This window comes from Staphylococcus haemolyticus (assembly GCF_006094395.1).
Lineage (GTDB): Bacteria > Bacillota > Bacilli > Staphylococcales > Staphylococcaceae > Staphylococcus > Staphylococcus haemolyticus.
On record NZ_CP035291.1, the window covers coordinates 208,093 to 222,171 of the forward strand.

At 34.7% G+C, this 14,079-nt stretch carries 14 protein-coding genes; 6 read left to right on the forward strand and 8 right to left on the reverse strand.

The window, feature by feature from the left end; all coding sequences use genetic code 11:
* Positions 1-236 precede the first annotated feature (236 nt).
* Complete coding sequence (gene bioB / locus EQ029_RS00965) at positions 237-1,202, forward strand: biotin synthase BioB (protein ID WP_033079795.1); 966 nt, start codon at positions 237-239, stop codon at positions 1,200-1,202.
* Positions 1,203-1,305: 103 nt separating this feature from the next.
* Here bioB and EQ029_RS12705 read toward each other — a convergent pair whose 3' ends face one another.
* The 3 genes from EQ029_RS12705 to EQ029_RS00975 all read right to left on the reverse strand — a co-directional run bounded on the left by EQ029_RS12705 (position 1,306) and on the right by EQ029_RS00975 (position 3,633).
* Positions 1,306-1,827, reverse strand: a complete 522-nt coding sequence (locus EQ029_RS12705) for a hypothetical protein (protein WP_011274599.1) — start codon at positions 1,825-1,827, stop codon at positions 1,306-1,308.
* A 25-nt stretch (positions 1,828-1,852) separates the two neighbouring features.
* Entirely contained in the window at positions 1,853-2,020 is a 168-nt protein-coding gene (locus tag EQ029_RS12500; protein ID WP_011274600.1) for a hypothetical protein, read from the reverse strand.
* Positions 2,021-2,214: 194 nt separating this feature from the next.
* The gene (locus EQ029_RS00975) at positions 2,215-3,633 is read right to left on the reverse strand and encodes an anion permease (protein ID WP_033079794.1); all 1,419 of its coding nucleotides are present in this window, start codon (positions 3,631-3,633) and stop codon (positions 2,215-2,217) included.
* A 191-nt stretch (positions 3,634-3,824) separates the two neighbouring features.
* Between EQ029_RS00975 and EQ029_RS00980 the strand changes: the two genes are divergently transcribed.
* Entirely contained in the window at positions 3,825-5,024 is a 1,200-nt protein-coding gene (locus EQ029_RS00980) for a DUF819 family protein (RefSeq protein ID WP_053019652.1), read from the forward strand.
* A 66-nt stretch (positions 5,025-5,090) separates the two neighbouring features.
* Here the strand turns inward: EQ029_RS00980 and EQ029_RS00985 are convergent, their stop codons facing one another.
* Positions 5,091-5,876, reverse strand: a complete 786-nt coding sequence (locus tag EQ029_RS00985; protein WP_037558235.1) for a putative hydro-lyase — start codon at positions 5,874-5,876, stop codon at positions 5,091-5,093.
* Between the two features lie 274 nt (positions 5,877-6,150).
* Complete coding sequence (locus tag EQ029_RS00995; protein ID WP_053019651.1) at positions 6,151-7,773, reverse strand: BCCT family transporter; 1,623 nt, start codon at positions 7,771-7,773, stop codon at positions 6,151-6,153.
* A gap of 218 nt (positions 7,774-7,991) precedes the next feature.
* Between EQ029_RS00995 and nagA the strand changes: the two genes are divergently transcribed.
* Positions 7,992-9,149 carry an N-acetylglucosamine-6-phosphate deacetylase gene (gene nagA / locus EQ029_RS01000; protein ID WP_011274605.1) on the forward strand — a complete coding sequence of 386 codons (1,158 nt, stop codon included), beginning with the start codon at positions 7,992-7,994 and terminating at the stop codon, positions 9,147-9,149.
* A 129-nt stretch (positions 9,150-9,278) separates the two neighbouring features.
* A complete protein-coding gene (locus tag EQ029_RS01005) occupies positions 9,279-9,527 on the forward strand; it encodes a hypothetical protein (protein ID WP_011274606.1) in 249 nt (82 codons plus the stop codon).
* Between the two features lie 68 nt (positions 9,528-9,595).
* On the opposite strand, the gene nagB is transcribed toward EQ029_RS01005, so the two are convergent.
* Together nagB and EQ029_RS01015 are read right to left on the reverse strand one after the other, a co-directional pair.
* A complete protein-coding gene (gene nagB, locus EQ029_RS01010; protein WP_011274607.1) occupies positions 9,596-10,324 on the reverse strand; it encodes a glucosamine-6-phosphate deaminase in 729 nt (242 codons plus the stop codon).
* A gap of 24 nt (positions 10,325-10,348) precedes the next feature.
* Positions 10,349-11,020: an N-acetylmannosamine-6-phosphate 2-epimerase gene (locus EQ029_RS01015; RefSeq protein WP_011274608.1), complete on the reverse strand. Its 672-nt coding sequence runs from the start codon at positions 11,018-11,020 to the stop codon at positions 10,349-10,351.
* Positions 11,021-11,192: 172 nt separating this feature from the next.
* Between EQ029_RS01015 and EQ029_RS01020 the strand changes: the two genes are divergently transcribed.
* The gene (locus EQ029_RS01020) at positions 11,193-11,999 is read left to right on the forward strand and encodes a MurR/RpiR family transcriptional regulator (RefSeq protein ID WP_053022271.1); all 807 of its coding nucleotides are present in this window, start codon (positions 11,193-11,195) and stop codon (positions 11,997-11,999) included.
* A 58-nt stretch (positions 12,000-12,057) separates the two neighbouring features.
* Here EQ029_RS01020 and EQ029_RS01025 read toward each other — a convergent pair whose 3' ends face one another.
* Complete coding sequence (locus EQ029_RS01025; RefSeq protein ID WP_037558233.1) at positions 12,058-12,924, reverse strand: ROK family protein; 867 nt, start codon at positions 12,922-12,924, stop codon at positions 12,058-12,060.
* 242 nt (positions 12,925-13,166) lie between these two features.
* On the opposite strand from EQ029_RS01025, the gene EQ029_RS01030 reads away from it, so the two are divergent.
* On the forward strand, positions 13,167-14,048 hold the full coding sequence (locus EQ029_RS01030) for an N-acetylneuraminate lyase (RefSeq protein ID WP_057504690.1): 882 nt from the start codon (positions 13,167-13,169) through the stop codon (positions 14,046-14,048).
* Positions 14,049-14,079 lie beyond the last annotated feature (31 nt).

The following is a 14,079-nucleotide window of genomic DNA, read 5'->3' on the forward strand; positions in this document are numbered from 1 at the left end:
GAGTAAGGCAGAAATCGAGTGTGTTAAAAAGATTTCGTTGCCTTGCCCTTGCAATGAAGACTATAACGGTGAATATGTTGATTAAGGCTGGGATATTTTAAGATATTCTAGTCTATTGTTTTGTTTAATTTCCGGCTAAATATTTAATTTTTCACGCCGTTAATGTAAACTTATTTATATATAAAGTTTACATTTAGAATTTTTACGGGATTTTTTAAAGTAAGGGGTTTAATAACATGAGATTAAATTTAGCAGAACGTATCTTAAATCAAGACGTATTAAGTAAGGATGAGGCGTTAGCATTATTTGAAGATGAAACGATTGATACATTTGAATTATTAAATGAAGCATATATCATTCGGAAACACTTTTTCGGGAAAAAAGTGAAACTCAATATGATATTAAATGCGAAAAGTGGAATTTGTTCAGAAGACTGTGGTTATTGCGGTCAATCGGTGAAAATGAAAGAAAAACAACGCTATGCGTTAGTTGAACCTGACAAAATTAAAGCTGGTGCACAGGTAGCGACGGAGAATCATATTGGTACATATTGTATTGTCATGAGTGGACGTGGGCCTACAAATAGAGAGGTTGATCATATCTGTGAGACGGTTCATGATATTAAAGTGTTGCATCCACAACTTAAAATTTGCGCATGTTTAGGTTTAACAAATGAAGAACAAGCGGAGAAGTTAAAAGAAGCGGGTGTGGATCGCTATAATCATAATTTGAATACAAGCGAAAGGTATCATAATGAAGTCGTTACAACACATACATATGAAGATCGTGTGCGTACGGTTGAAATTATGAAAGCGAATCATATCTCGCCATGTTCTGGAGTTATTTGTGGCATGGGTGAGACGAACGAGGATATCATCGATATGGCATTTGCGTTGAGAGAAATTGATGCTGATAGTATTCCAATTAATTTCTTACATCCAATTAAAGGGACAAAATTCGGGGGACTCGATTTATTGTCACCAATGAAATGTTTAAGAATTATTGCGATGTTTCGATTGATTAACCCATCTAAAGAAATTCGTATTGCAGGTGGGCGTGAAGTCAATTTACGTTCTTTACAAGCCATCGCATTAAAAGCAGCCAATTCCATCTTTGTAGGTGATTATCTGATTACAGGTGGGCAACCGAATGAACTCGATTATCAAATGATTGAAGATTTAGGGTTTGAGATTGATGGGTAATTTAGGAAGACTTTGATATTTGATACGATAAAAGAGAATAATATTTGGAAGAGAATGAAAATATTTTATTGGTTTGATATAAAATGGGGGAAACTTACAATTACTAAAATTTATAAAATGCAGAAACAATTTTACCCTTATCTGTATTTCTATATTGAAATATTTTAAAGCCACAATCTTCACAATAAAATTTTTCTAGTTTGAAATGATCGTACCAGTCAACGCAAACATGTTTCAATGCAGTTTTTTTATAAATATCATAAGCTATTGAGAATGCATATTCTAAAATTGTTTTCCCTGAAACTAAACCTTTATATTGGTCGTCTCTAGCGAGTTTCGTAATTAATAAAGATGGAAATTCATTGTTTTTCATAGCATCAGAAGAAATTTTCTTTTTAATATTTTTACTTACATTAATTTCAAATTTTATGATGACTATTTTTAAACAAAAATATCCGATGAGTTCTGAAGTATCGGAATCAATTAATAAATACGTGCGGATTGAATTTTGTTTATTTAAAGAAAGAGCTTTGTCTTGCAAGTAAGATGCAATAGAAGGGTTTGAAGAAGTTTTAAATTTACTTATATTTCGTCGGATAAGTTTGAGAAGAAATTCATCTTCCATCTCATAGTTAGTAAGTTCAAAGATATTACAAAGTTGATGGTTTATCTTTTTCATTTTCTACTAGTTTTTTAAATGGATTTGGTTGTGGTGTATCTTCTTCAAGTCGGTTATGAAAAGGCTTAAACTTTGCAGTTGCAAATATGATAGCTTCTTCTTCAGTTAAAGTATATGAATTTCTTTCTTCTGGAATCATAGTATCATCTCCATTTGTTATAATATAATATTTTTATAAATTATAATGCGTATTAAAATATTTGGCAACAGAAAAGATATGTAAGTAAAAGTCTTTATTTGTTCAATAGTATTGACTAAGGAAGAGATAAATATAAAGGAATAAAGAACAAAAAAGGAGGGAAACAGAATTCACTGTTTCTCTCCTTAATATAATTACATCAAACCTATCAATTTCATCCATAAGGAACCTAAACCGAGCCAGATTACAAAGTACACAACGCCTAAGGCTAGGTTCATCAGCCACCAACGTTTCTGAGTGACGTAACCGGCTGCGTAAAGAATAGGTGCAGGACCACTACTATAGTGTGTTGTAGAGGCCATTAAGTTACCAAAGAAACCAAGCATTAATGCACTAAATAACGGTGGTGCACCTGCAGCAACGGCTACACCGAGTAATGCTGCATACATAGCACTGACGTGAGCAGTTGAGCTAGCAAATAAATAATGTGAATAGAAATAGAAGATTATTAGTATCACAAGGACGACTGGCCAACTTAGACCGCCTAAACTGTTTGCGATAGTATGGCTTAACCATGGAATAAAGCCTAATTGATTCAGTTGATCTGCCATCATAACTAGCACTGAGAACCAAACTAATGTATTCCAAGCGCCGGTTTCATTTAAAATATCTTTCCAATCTAACACGCCTGTAATAAGTAATAAAGATAATGCGATAAAAGCAGTTAATGTTGCGTCTACACCAATAAAGCTACCGACTACCCAAAGTAGTAATGCGATAATAAATACACCAATCATGAATTTTTCAGCTTTAGCAATTGAACCCATATCAGCTAATTCATTTTCAGCCCAATCTTTCGCATCAGGTGTCTCTTTAACTGTTGGCGGATACATTTTATAAATAATAAATGGTATGACGATAAGTGACACAATACCAGGGACGATGGCTGCTAAGAACCAGTTCATCCAAGTAACGTGAACATGTGCAGTCTTCTCAGCTAAGTTCTGAGCAAGCGGGTTACCGGCCATTGCAGTTAAGAACATCGCGGCAGTAATAAGGTTGCCGTGGAATTCAGTAAAGATTAAAAATGACCCCACCTTACGCTCGGTGCCTTGTTTCGGATCAGAATCAAATGATTTAGAGAGCGACTGAATGATTGGAAACATAATTCCACCTGCGCGAGCAGTATTACTAGGTGTTGCTGGTGCTAAAATCAAATCTACACCGACAAGTGAGTATGCTAGACCGAGTGTCTTCTTCCCAAATAATCTTACGAACTGAAGTGCGATACGACGACCGAGTCCAGTTTTAACGAAGCCTCTAGAGATAAAGAATGCCATTGCAATCAACCAAATACTAGGATTACCGAAACCTTGTACGGCAGTCTTTGTATCGATAACGCCAACTAACACGGTTAGCGTGAACCCTATGATTGATACGGCACCAATCGGCATAGGTTGTGTGATACAGCCGATAATGGTACCTACGAATATAGCAAACATTAGCCATGCATCCAGACTTAATGATTCAGGTCTGAAAGGTGCAAGCACAGCTATAAGTATGCCTATGACTAAAGGTAATATAAATTTTTTATATTTAACAGAGTTATTCATCTAGAAACCTTCTTTCCAAATTTCGAACATTTTCATACATAGAATAGTCCTATTTTTAAGCAATGTACAGAGCATTTTTACATTTTATTGAGAATTATTATCAGTAGATTATAACGTTATAAAAACGACATAGACTATCGAAATTAAATTATGAATAGTATAAAATGTTACTCAAGAAGGGGGATGGGATGATGTTTACAATAGGGACATTAATCGCAAAAGATGATACATGGATATTATGGGCCATAATTATAGTTTGGGCGACAGTCAGTATCTTCTTGGAACAGAAATATCAATGGGCAAGTACCATTTCAGGTGCCATCATTGCATTAGTAGGGGCTATGTTATTATCTAATTTTAAGATTATTCCCACTGAATCGCCGGTTTATGATACGGTATGGGATTACGCGGTACCAATATCAATTCCTTTATTATTGTTCAGTTCTAATATTTTAAAGATTTGGAAGGAAAGTCGTCGATTATTATATATCTTCTTAATTGCATCAGTTGGAACATTGATGGGGACAACGGTAGGATTTATTTTACTTCATCAATGGATTCCATATTTAGCAAAAATTGGTGCGATGATGACAGGAAGTTATATAGGTGGTGGCGTGAACTTTGCAGCTTTGAGCACGAAGTTCAAAACACCAAGTGATATGATTTCATCAACAGTTGTTGCAGATAATAGTGTTATGGCATTGTACTTTATGTTGTTAATTGCAATACCGTCTTTACCTATTATAAAAAGGTGGTTTAAGACAGATTATCAAACTGAGTCAACACCAGAAACCCAACAATCTTATTGGCAACCGAAGCAAATTCAATTATTAGATATTGCACTTTCGATAGCGATTGCAGTGGCATTAGTAGCAATCAGTTTTAAATTATCTGAGGTCATTCAACATGTGATACCGCAGTCTAATGTCCTACTTACGATACTGGTTTCTTTCTTTGGCGACCAATACTTGTTACTTACAACACTTACATTATTGGCAGTGGCTATTTGGGGAGATTTCTTTGATAAATTAGCCGGTTCTTCAGAAATTGGAACATTTATTATTTACATATTCTTTGTAGTGATAGGAACACCTGCCTCATTTATGACGATTATCAAAACAGCACCACTATTATTTGTCTATGTGATGATTATTTTAATTTTCAATCTAGGTTTAAGTTTAATACTAGGAAAGTTATTTAACTTTAAGATTGAAGAAATACTGTTGGCAAGTAATGCTACTGCTGGTGGTCCTACAACGGCAGCAGCTTTAGCTATCAGTAAAGGGTGGCAAGGTCTTGTTGGACCGATACTAATTATAGGTACATTGGGTTATGTCATAGGGAACTATGCGGGCACACTTATTTATCAACTTTTAATACACATTGGATAATATAAATATATATATAGGGAGATATCTCAGCACAATTTTTAGCTGAGTATCTCCTTTTTTTTAAAATTAATCATTTAATTCGCTATCTTTAATATCTGTAATAAACATGTGTCCAGGTGAATGTGTAATCATTAACTCAGGTTTGGCATCAAGTGCAACAGATTGTGGTGTCACGCCACATCCCCAGAAGACAGGCACTTCGTTAGGTTTGATTGTGACAGCTTCTCCATAATCAGGCTTATCGATATCAGTGATTCCCAGTTCTTCTGGTGTACCAATATGAATCGGCGTGCCATGAACATTCTTAAAATGTGAAGTAATTTCTGTTGCCTTAATCGCTTGAGTCATAGTCATCGGACGCATACTAACTGTAATGTTACCTTTAAAATAGCCACTTGATTCGGCAGGGATGTTAGTACGATACATAGGTACATTATGACCTTCTTCAATATGACGTACAGGTAAGCCAGCTTCCAACAATGCATGTTCAAAAGTGAAACTACAACCAATTAGAAAGCTAACCATATCTTCAGTATAAAGATCAGTGATATCGTCAACTTCCTTAATCAATTGCCCATGTTCATAAATGCGATACTTCGGAACATCAGTGCGTATATCCGCATATGGCCCATAATATGGAAAAGAATGTGCGCCAACTTCTGATACATCTAAGAGTGGGCAAGTCTTTGGATTTCTAAAACAGAACTTTAAGAAATCATAAGCATATTTCGATGGCAATATAACCACATTAGCTTGTATATAACCTTCAGCCATACCGCTTGTGTGACCGACAAGTTCTCCATCTCGAATTAATTGACGTAAGACTTCAGGTGATGACTGTTTGTAATTCATTATAAATCCCCCTTGTTTCCCCTTAATGATAAAAAGTGCTTATTACTACAATATTTTAAAATTACACATATGACAAGAGCGGTATATGCGCTATTTATTAAAAAGCTTGTATGCTAAAGTGATCGAACTATTCACAAATATTGGTAATAAACAATATAAACTTACAATAACCCAATTATCATCTACATGATAAATGACAAAATATAGTATGAATAAAAATATACTTATGATTAGTTTAATTAAAGGCAGTAAATTAAAGTACAGATTCATATTGTTATTCTTCTTCATTGTTCTGTTCCTTATCTTGTTCCTTTTCATTAGATTTATTATGATCTTCTCGTTGTTCTAATGGAATGGAATAATCTTTGTCATCATCAATATAAGACATTTGGAAGTGCTTCGTATGTTCTCTGCGAAGCGCGCGCATAATAGAAAGTGTCATTAGTAATAGAATAATAGAGAATGGTAATCCTGTTACAACGGATGCAGTTTGTAAACTCGTCAAACCACCTGCAATTGTCATTGCAACTGAAATGGCACCGATCAGCAATCCCCAAATCACTTTATGTTTCACCTTTGGATTCTCGCTACCTCCTGTTGCCATGCCAGCAACAATATGTGTTGTTGAGTCTGCACTTGTCACTATGAGTAAGAATATTAAGACGACTGCTAATATGCTCGTAATATCTGCTAATGGAAATTTTGATAGTAATTCAAATAAAGCTACTGTGTAATCTTTATCTACTAATTTAGCGATGTTATCGCCACCCATAGCAACTTTAACGGCCATACCACCAAATCCTGCAATCCATACGAATGAAATGAGTGGAGGTACGATTAATACACACATGATAAATTCACGAATTGTACGTCCACGAGATACGCGAGCGACGAAACCTCCTATGAACGGTGACCATGAGATTACCCATGCCCAATAAAAGACAGTCCACTGTTGTATCCAAGCATTATTGCCAGAATATGGATTAATACGTAAGCTATATTCAACAAAATGTCTGATATAGTCTCCGATTGCTAAAGTATAAGATTCGAAGATGAATTTTAAGTCTCCAAAGATAAGCATGAATAGTAGTAAAACAGCGCCTAAAATAATATTGATGTTACTTAGCCATTTAACGCCTCGATTTAAACCAGTTATTGCAGAACCTAAGAAAATACAAACCATGAGTACCGTAATAGCAATTTTTGTAACGTTATTATTTGGTACATGGAAGACATGATTCAATCCACCACTAATTTGCATGATGCCAAGACCTATAGAAGTGGCAATACCCATGACTGTAGCTATAATTGCTAAAATATCAATCACATTTCGAAATGGACGTTTGTAAGCTTGACCAAAGACAGGTTCCATTGCTGTAGAAATTAAACCATCTCGCTTCTTTCTAAATTGGAAATATGCCACGATAAGTCCAGCCATAGCGAAGATTGACCATTGTGATATCCCCCAATGAAAGAAGGTATAGCCCATGGCTACACGTGCTGATTCGGCTGATTGATTTGGCACATCTTTTGGAAAAGGTGAATGAAGATAATGTGTGAGTGGTTCAGCAACACCCCAGAATACAATACCGACACCTAGTCCTGCTGAAAATAACATTCCTAGCCATGATAAAAATGAAAACTCTGGTTCTTCATCATCACTGCCTAATTTGAAACGACCGTAACGAGAAATTGCTAAAGAGATTAAAAAGATATCTAAAATAAATATAATAAGTAAGAACAGCCAACCAAATGAATTAGAAATAAAATTATAAATATGTTGTGCATTAGCGCCAAATGCTTTAGGAAAGATCCCGGCCATTGCAGTAATAAGTATAATGATGGCTACGGATATCCCATATACTAAATAATTATTTTTCTTCCGCTTGTCATTCATTGTTCAATTACGTCATCCTTTATATTTTATTTAGTTTGAGTATACCTATAATAGTAAATGTTTTCAAAATTCATTTTTTTTGAAATATCATGATTTCTAAGTAATAGCGCTCTGTTTTGAAAACTTTTTCCAAAAGTGAAAATTGGCAAAATACGAGCTAATGAAATGCTATAATTGAGATGAAAAATTGAAGAATTAAATAGAAAAGAAGGTATATCATGTCAACAAACTATGTCATTACAAATGGTAAAATTTATACGGAAAAGCAAGTTATTGAAAATGGATATCTTGTAGTAGAAGATGGCAAAATAAGTGATATTCAACAAGGAACGTATACTGGAGAATTAGAACAAATCGACGTGAAAGGTCAAAATGTATTACCAGGTTTCATAGATATTCACATTCATGGTGGCTATGGTGAGGACGCAATGGATGCTTCTTATGACGGGTTAAAACATTTGGCTGAACAATTATTATCAGAGGGAACAACAACATTCTTAGCAACGACGATGACGCAATCGGACGCTAATATTGAAAAGGCATTGAAAAACATTGTGGCATATCAAGCTGATCAACAACGAGGAGAAGCGGCTGAAGTAGGTGGTGTTCATTTAGAAGGACCATTTATTTCAGAGCATAAAGTTGGCGCGCAAAATCCTAAATATGTGCAACGTCCATCTGCGTCAAAGATTCAACATTTCCAAGAAGTTGCGAATCAGCAAATCAAAATTATTACCTTTGCGCCTGAAGTTGAAGGCGCACATGATACACTTAATCAATTGCATGAAGATATTATCTTCTCAATGGGGCATACTGTGGCAACGTTTGATGAAGCGAATGAAGCGGTGGACCATGGTGCAAAACATGTAACACATCTATATAATGCAGCTACACCATTTGAACATCGCGATCCAGGTGTCTTTGGTGCGGCGTGGACGAATGAACAATTAAATACGGAAATTATAGTTGATGGTATTCATTCACATCCTGCTTCTGTACATATTGCTTATAAGCAAAAAGGAAATGAACACATGTATCTCATCACTGATGCGATGCGTGCGAAAGGAATGGAAGACGGTGAATATGATTTAGGCGGACAGAATGTCATCGTTAAAGGAAAAGAGGCTCGCCTAGCAAGTGGCGCTTTAGCAGGTAGCATCTTGAAAATGAATGACGGTTTGTATAATTTAATTGAATATACACATGATTCATTAGAGAATTTATGGCGTGTAACGAGTTTGAATCAAGCCATCGCATTAAAAATTGATGACCATAAAGGTAGTTTAGCCATCGGTAAAGATGCTGATATCGTAGTAGTAGATGATACGATTCGTGTTGATAAAACAATCAAATCAGGGGTTGTACATCAATATTAAAGAATTGGATGATGTATGATTATAAATGCTATGTAGCCTCTATTCGCGTTTAAAGATATACATTCTAGTGTATATATGTAGTAAATGTTTTGATTCGAAACAATTGCGACGGAAGAGAGGTGTCCACACATGAATAATGATTTCAGGTTTCCTAACGCTAAGCATTTCTTTAGTTGGTTAGCGTGGTTATCCATCATTGCTTTAATCGCATTAATCATACTTAATTTAATCGTTTATAGCACATTCAAAAGTTTTAATAACTTTACGTTAGCATTTGAATTCCACCAAACAGAATTAATATTCTTAATTACTTTCTCAGTTATTGCGGTTATTAGTATTATTATGTATTTAATTTTAAAACTATTTAAACATTCATAAAATGAAAAAACAGAAAGCGGATTGGTTATCAATCCACTTTCTGTTTTTGTTTTATGCTGGGTAGGATACTATAAACGATTGAAAATAGTGTCATCAACAATGATTTCTACATTAGGATGTTGATGCAAGATAGATGCAGGCAATGATTCATTTGTTTCACCATTCAAGAGTTGATGAATTGCATCACGTTTACGTTCTCCAAATGCTAATAAGATAATTCGTTTCGCACGCATAATAGAATTCAATCCCATAGAAACGGCTTGTTTAGGTACATCATCAATATGATCAAAATGAACACTGTTAGCATTAATCGTTGATTCAGTTAAATCAACCACACGCGTTTCACTTTCAAAAGATGTGCCAGGCTCATTGAATCCGATGTGTCCATTTTCACCAATACCCAATAATTGAATGTCGGGTTGACCAATTTGTTTCAATTGATTCTCATAACGACGTGCCTCACGCTCTAAATCATCAACATGGCCTTGAGGAATATGAATGTTATCGGCATTCCAACTAGCATTATGATCAAATAATAATTGATGCATATACGTATGATAACTTTGAGCATGTTCAGGTTCTAACCCTACATATTCATCTAAATTGAATGTTTGAACATTTGCTAAATCAACGTGATTGGCTGATAGCAATTCTGAAAAGCGGGGATAGACATCCGTCATCGTGCCACCAGTAGCAAGTCCTAATATAGCATCAGGCTTATCTTTAATTAACTTCAATAGTTCAATTGCAACATAATCACTCGCCAATTTTTTATCTACTAAGTTCGTTATCTTCATGATTTACGCCTCCAAATTAAGCAATTATTTTTGTTGGACAGCTTCTATAAAACGTTCAGTGATTTGTTTAGGACGTGTAATTGCGCCACCGACAACCGTACAATGTACGCCTAAGTCGCTTACCTTTTTATACATCTCAGGTGTAATGACATTACCTTCTGCGATAACTTTCGCGTTGACCTTTTCTAATACTTCTTTTAAAAATTCAAAATCATTTTCAAAGAGAATGTGTCCCTTTGTATAAGACGTATACCCACGTAATGTTGTGCCAATGTAATCAAAGTTTAAATGATCTGCATTGATGGCTTCTTCAACAGTTGAAATATCCGCCATGATTTCAACATGGGGTGCCTTCTCTCGAATGTAATGTACTAATTCTTCAAGGGACTCCTTAGGACGTGTTTGCGTTGTCGCGTCTAAAGCAATTACTTCACATCCACTTTCTATTAGTTCATCCACCTCTTTAGAAGTTGCTGTAATAAATACATTAGAACCTTCATAATCTCGTTTTACAATTCCGATAACCGGTAGAGATACTTCTTCTCGAATCGCTAATATATCTTCTTTAGTATTCGCACGTATACCAACCGCACCGCCTTGATAAGCTGCTAGAGCCATCTTTGACATAATAAATGATGAGTGTAATGGTTCGTCAGGTAACGCCTGACATGACACGATTAATCCATTTGGTAACATTTTTAAACACGCTCCGTCTTTTTCAAAATTGTAAATAGAAATAGTATTGTAATTGATTCGTTTATTCATTCATATCATAACATTAAGAAAATATTTATCAATTTATAATCGAGAATTGAAAAATATTTTCAAATATAATACAGTTTAACTAACTTAGTTACGAGGTGCTGTCATGAAATTTGAAAATCGTATTCAACGAAGTCGTCATGTATTAACGAAAATGGATAAAAAAATTATTGAATATATACAAACACATGAACTTGATGAAAATTTCTCAACAATTAATTCCTTAGCTTATGCTATTGGGACATCACCTGCTACCATTACACGATTTAGTGGGAAATTAAATTATGCCAACTTTCAAGATATGAAGTTTAATTTGCAACACGAAAAATCAGAAAAAGTAGTAGAAAATGCACCGCTTGTTCAGCTCATTCATCGATATCATCAAAATATTATCCAACAAACGGGTGAATTTATTTCCGAGGAAAAGATTAAACGTCTAGCACACAATTTGAAAACGTGTAGACAAGTCAATTTCGCAGGATTAGGAAGTTCGGGATTAACGACAAGTGAATTTTACTATCGCACAATGCGTATGGGTATTAAAGGCTCTGTCTCAACAGATGCGCATCAAATGAAGATATCTGCGTCGCTACTTTCATCACGAGACATGTTTGTCGCTATTTCAAATAGTGGGGAAACGTTAGAGTTAATTGAAGCTGCGAAGATTGCCCGTAATCAAGGGGCTTATGTAGTCGTCATAACGAATTTCGAAGGTAGTGCGCTTACTAAGAATGCAGATTTAGTATTAATTACGACGGCTCAATCAAGTAATAATGACTCAAAATTCATCAACTCACAAATCGCAACTTTATTTTTATTAGATATCGTGAGTTATTTATTACTTAATGACACACATATGCATCATGTGTATCAACAAACACGAGACGTCATATTAGGAAATGAGAAAGAATGAGTGAGGAGTGGGACTGAATTCTATATGAATTCGGTGTCCCACTTCTATTTAGATCCTGCTACTGTTTAGTGATTGCACCGAATAAAGCAGCATGATTCTTTGTTTGAGTTGTTTGTATCTTAGCAATGCCATAGTCAGAAGGTAAATAATGATGAATCTTAGGTTCTATATATTTGAGAAGTGTTTCTCCTTGAGATGAAATACCACCACCAATAAGAATCAAGCCTGGATCATAAATAATTTGAATTTGAGCAATTCCTTCAGCAACATAATTACTCCATTCATTGAGAATATTAAGTGCTTCTTCATTTCCTTCCTCTGCTAAATCAAATATTTTAGGAACATCTGTACCATATTCAAATTGATATTTAGTCATTAAATTTTTAAGTGCTGATGTTGAGGCACGTTGCTCATATGTTTTACCATCTTCTTCACGATAGAGTAAGTAACCAATTTCATTGGCACGGTGACGTGAACCTTGATAAATACCAGAAGCTTCACTGTAAAATGCACCACCAATACCTGTTCCCAAAGTTAAACAAAATATATGATCTTCTTCATAACGATGAAGTTTAAGTTCTCCTAACAATGCCGCATCTACATCATTATAAACAGCGATATCATCCGATAAATCTTTGAAGACATCGAAGAATTGTGTACCGTCATAATTTGGAATGGTTGGCCCCGTGTAAATAATTTGACCTAAATCTGAATCTACGACACCAGCACTAGAAATACCGATAAATGGATTTTTAAGTTGATATTGATTTACAAAGCCTTCTACTAATTTATATGTTTCATCCACGATACGAATATGGAAATTGTCTGGCGTTTTAATCTTTTTATAGTCAATCATCTCTAAGTCATCATTAATGACTGCCACTTTAATATTAGTTCCGCCTATGTCTACAGCTATTTTATACATTGAGGTACCTCCTTAGTCGTCTATATTATAACGACACTTCAAATTAAAGTAATCGTCATCATTCTTTTTGAAAAATATTTTCATCAAATTCGCAATATTTTGTTAAATCTTTTCAAAAGTAGTTGTTTAAGAAAATGATAGCGTTTACAATTCTAAATGTAAATAGAAATTTATTGTAATTGAATTTATCTCAAAGTTTATAAAAATGAATTTGAATAAAAATTGATTTGGAGGAACGTGACATGGAAGATAAATTAAAAGGATTATACGCCGCTTTACTTGTACCGTTTGATGAACATGGACAAGTGAAAGAAGAAGGATTAAAGCAAATTGCTAAAAATGCGATTGAGACTGAGAAACTTGATGGTTTATATGTAAATGGTAGTTCTGGGGAGAACTTCTTAATTAGTAAAGAACAAAAGAAACAAATTTTTAGAGTAGTGAAAGAAACTGTTGGAGACGATGTGAACTTAATTGCGCAAATTGGATCATTAGATTTAAATGAAGCGATTGAACTTGGGAAATACGCAACAGAACTAGGTTATGATGCGTTATCAGCAGTGACACCATTCTATTATCCATTCTCTTTTGAAGAAATTAAGCAATATTATTTCGACATTATCGAAGCAACACAAAACAATATGATTATTTATGCGATTCCTGACTTAACAGGTGTCAATATTAGCATCGAACAATTTGGCGAGCTATTTAATCACGAAAAAATTGTAGGTGTGAAATACACTGCACCGAACTTCTTCTTATTAGAACGTATCCGTAAGGCATTTCCAAATAAACTCATATTATCTGGATTTGATGAAATGTTAGTGCAAGCGACAATTTCAGGTGTCGATGGGGCAATTGGTTCAACATACAATGTGAATGGTCGCCGTGCACGACAAATATTTGATTTAGCACGAGAAGGAAAAATTGCTGAAGCATACCAAATTCAACATGATACGAATGACATCATCGAAACGGTATTAAGTATGGGCATTTACCCAACACTCAAAGAAATATTAAAATCTCGTGGTATCGATGGCGGATTACCTAAACGTCCATTCCGACCATTTGATGAATCACATCGCGACGCATTAGACACATTAATTAAAAAATATGATTTATAAGCAAACTGAGAATATTTAACAACAGAATATG

What these genes read in the sequence shown, in the direction of transcription:
- bioB (WP_033079795.1), top strand. Translation starts at nt 237, where the DNA reads ATGAGATTAAATTTAGCAGAACGTATCTTAAATCAAGACGTATTAAGT.
- EQ029_RS12705 (WP_011274599.1), bottom strand. Translation starts at nt 1,827, where the DNA reads ATGGAAGATGAATTTCTTCTCAAACTTATCCGACGAAATATAAGTAAA.
- EQ029_RS12500 (WP_011274600.1), bottom strand. Translation starts at nt 2,020, where the DNA reads ATGATTCCAGAAGAAAGAAATTCATATACTTTAACTGAAGAAGAAGCT.
- EQ029_RS00975 (WP_033079794.1), bottom strand. Translation starts at nt 3,633, where the DNA reads ATGAATAACTCTGTTAAATATAAAAAATTTATATTACCTTTAGTCATA.
- EQ029_RS00980 (WP_053019652.1), top strand. Translation starts at nt 3,825, where the DNA reads ATGTTTACAATAGGGACATTAATCGCAAAAGATGATACATGGATATTA.
- EQ029_RS00985 (WP_037558235.1), bottom strand. Translation starts at nt 5,876, where the DNA reads ATGAATTACAAACAGTCATCACCTGAAGTCTTACGTCAATTAATTCGA.
- EQ029_RS00995 (WP_053019651.1), bottom strand. Translation starts at nt 7,773, where the DNA reads ATGAATGACAAGCGGAAGAAAAATAATTATTTAGTATATGGGATATCC.
- nagA (WP_011274605.1), top strand. Translation starts at nt 7,992, where the DNA reads ATGTCAACAAACTATGTCATTACAAATGGTAAAATTTATACGGAAAAG.
- EQ029_RS01005 (WP_011274606.1), top strand. Translation starts at nt 9,279, where the DNA reads ATGAATAATGATTTCAGGTTTCCTAACGCTAAGCATTTCTTTAGTTGG.
- nagB (WP_011274607.1), bottom strand. Translation starts at nt 10,324, where the DNA reads ATGAAGATAACGAACTTAGTAGATAAAAAATTGGCGAGTGATTATGTT.
- EQ029_RS01015 (WP_011274608.1), bottom strand. Translation starts at nt 11,020, where the DNA reads ATGTTACCAAATGGATTAATCGTGTCATGTCAGGCGTTACCTGACGAA.
- EQ029_RS01020 (WP_053022271.1), top strand. Translation starts at nt 11,193, where the DNA reads ATGAAATTTGAAAATCGTATTCAACGAAGTCGTCATGTATTAACGAAA.
- EQ029_RS01025 (WP_037558233.1), bottom strand. Translation starts at nt 12,924, where the DNA reads ATGTATAAAATAGCTGTAGACATAGGCGGAACTAATATTAAAGTGGCA.
- EQ029_RS01030 (WP_057504690.1), top strand. Translation starts at nt 13,167, where the DNA reads ATGGAAGATAAATTAAAAGGATTATACGCCGCTTTACTTGTACCGTTT.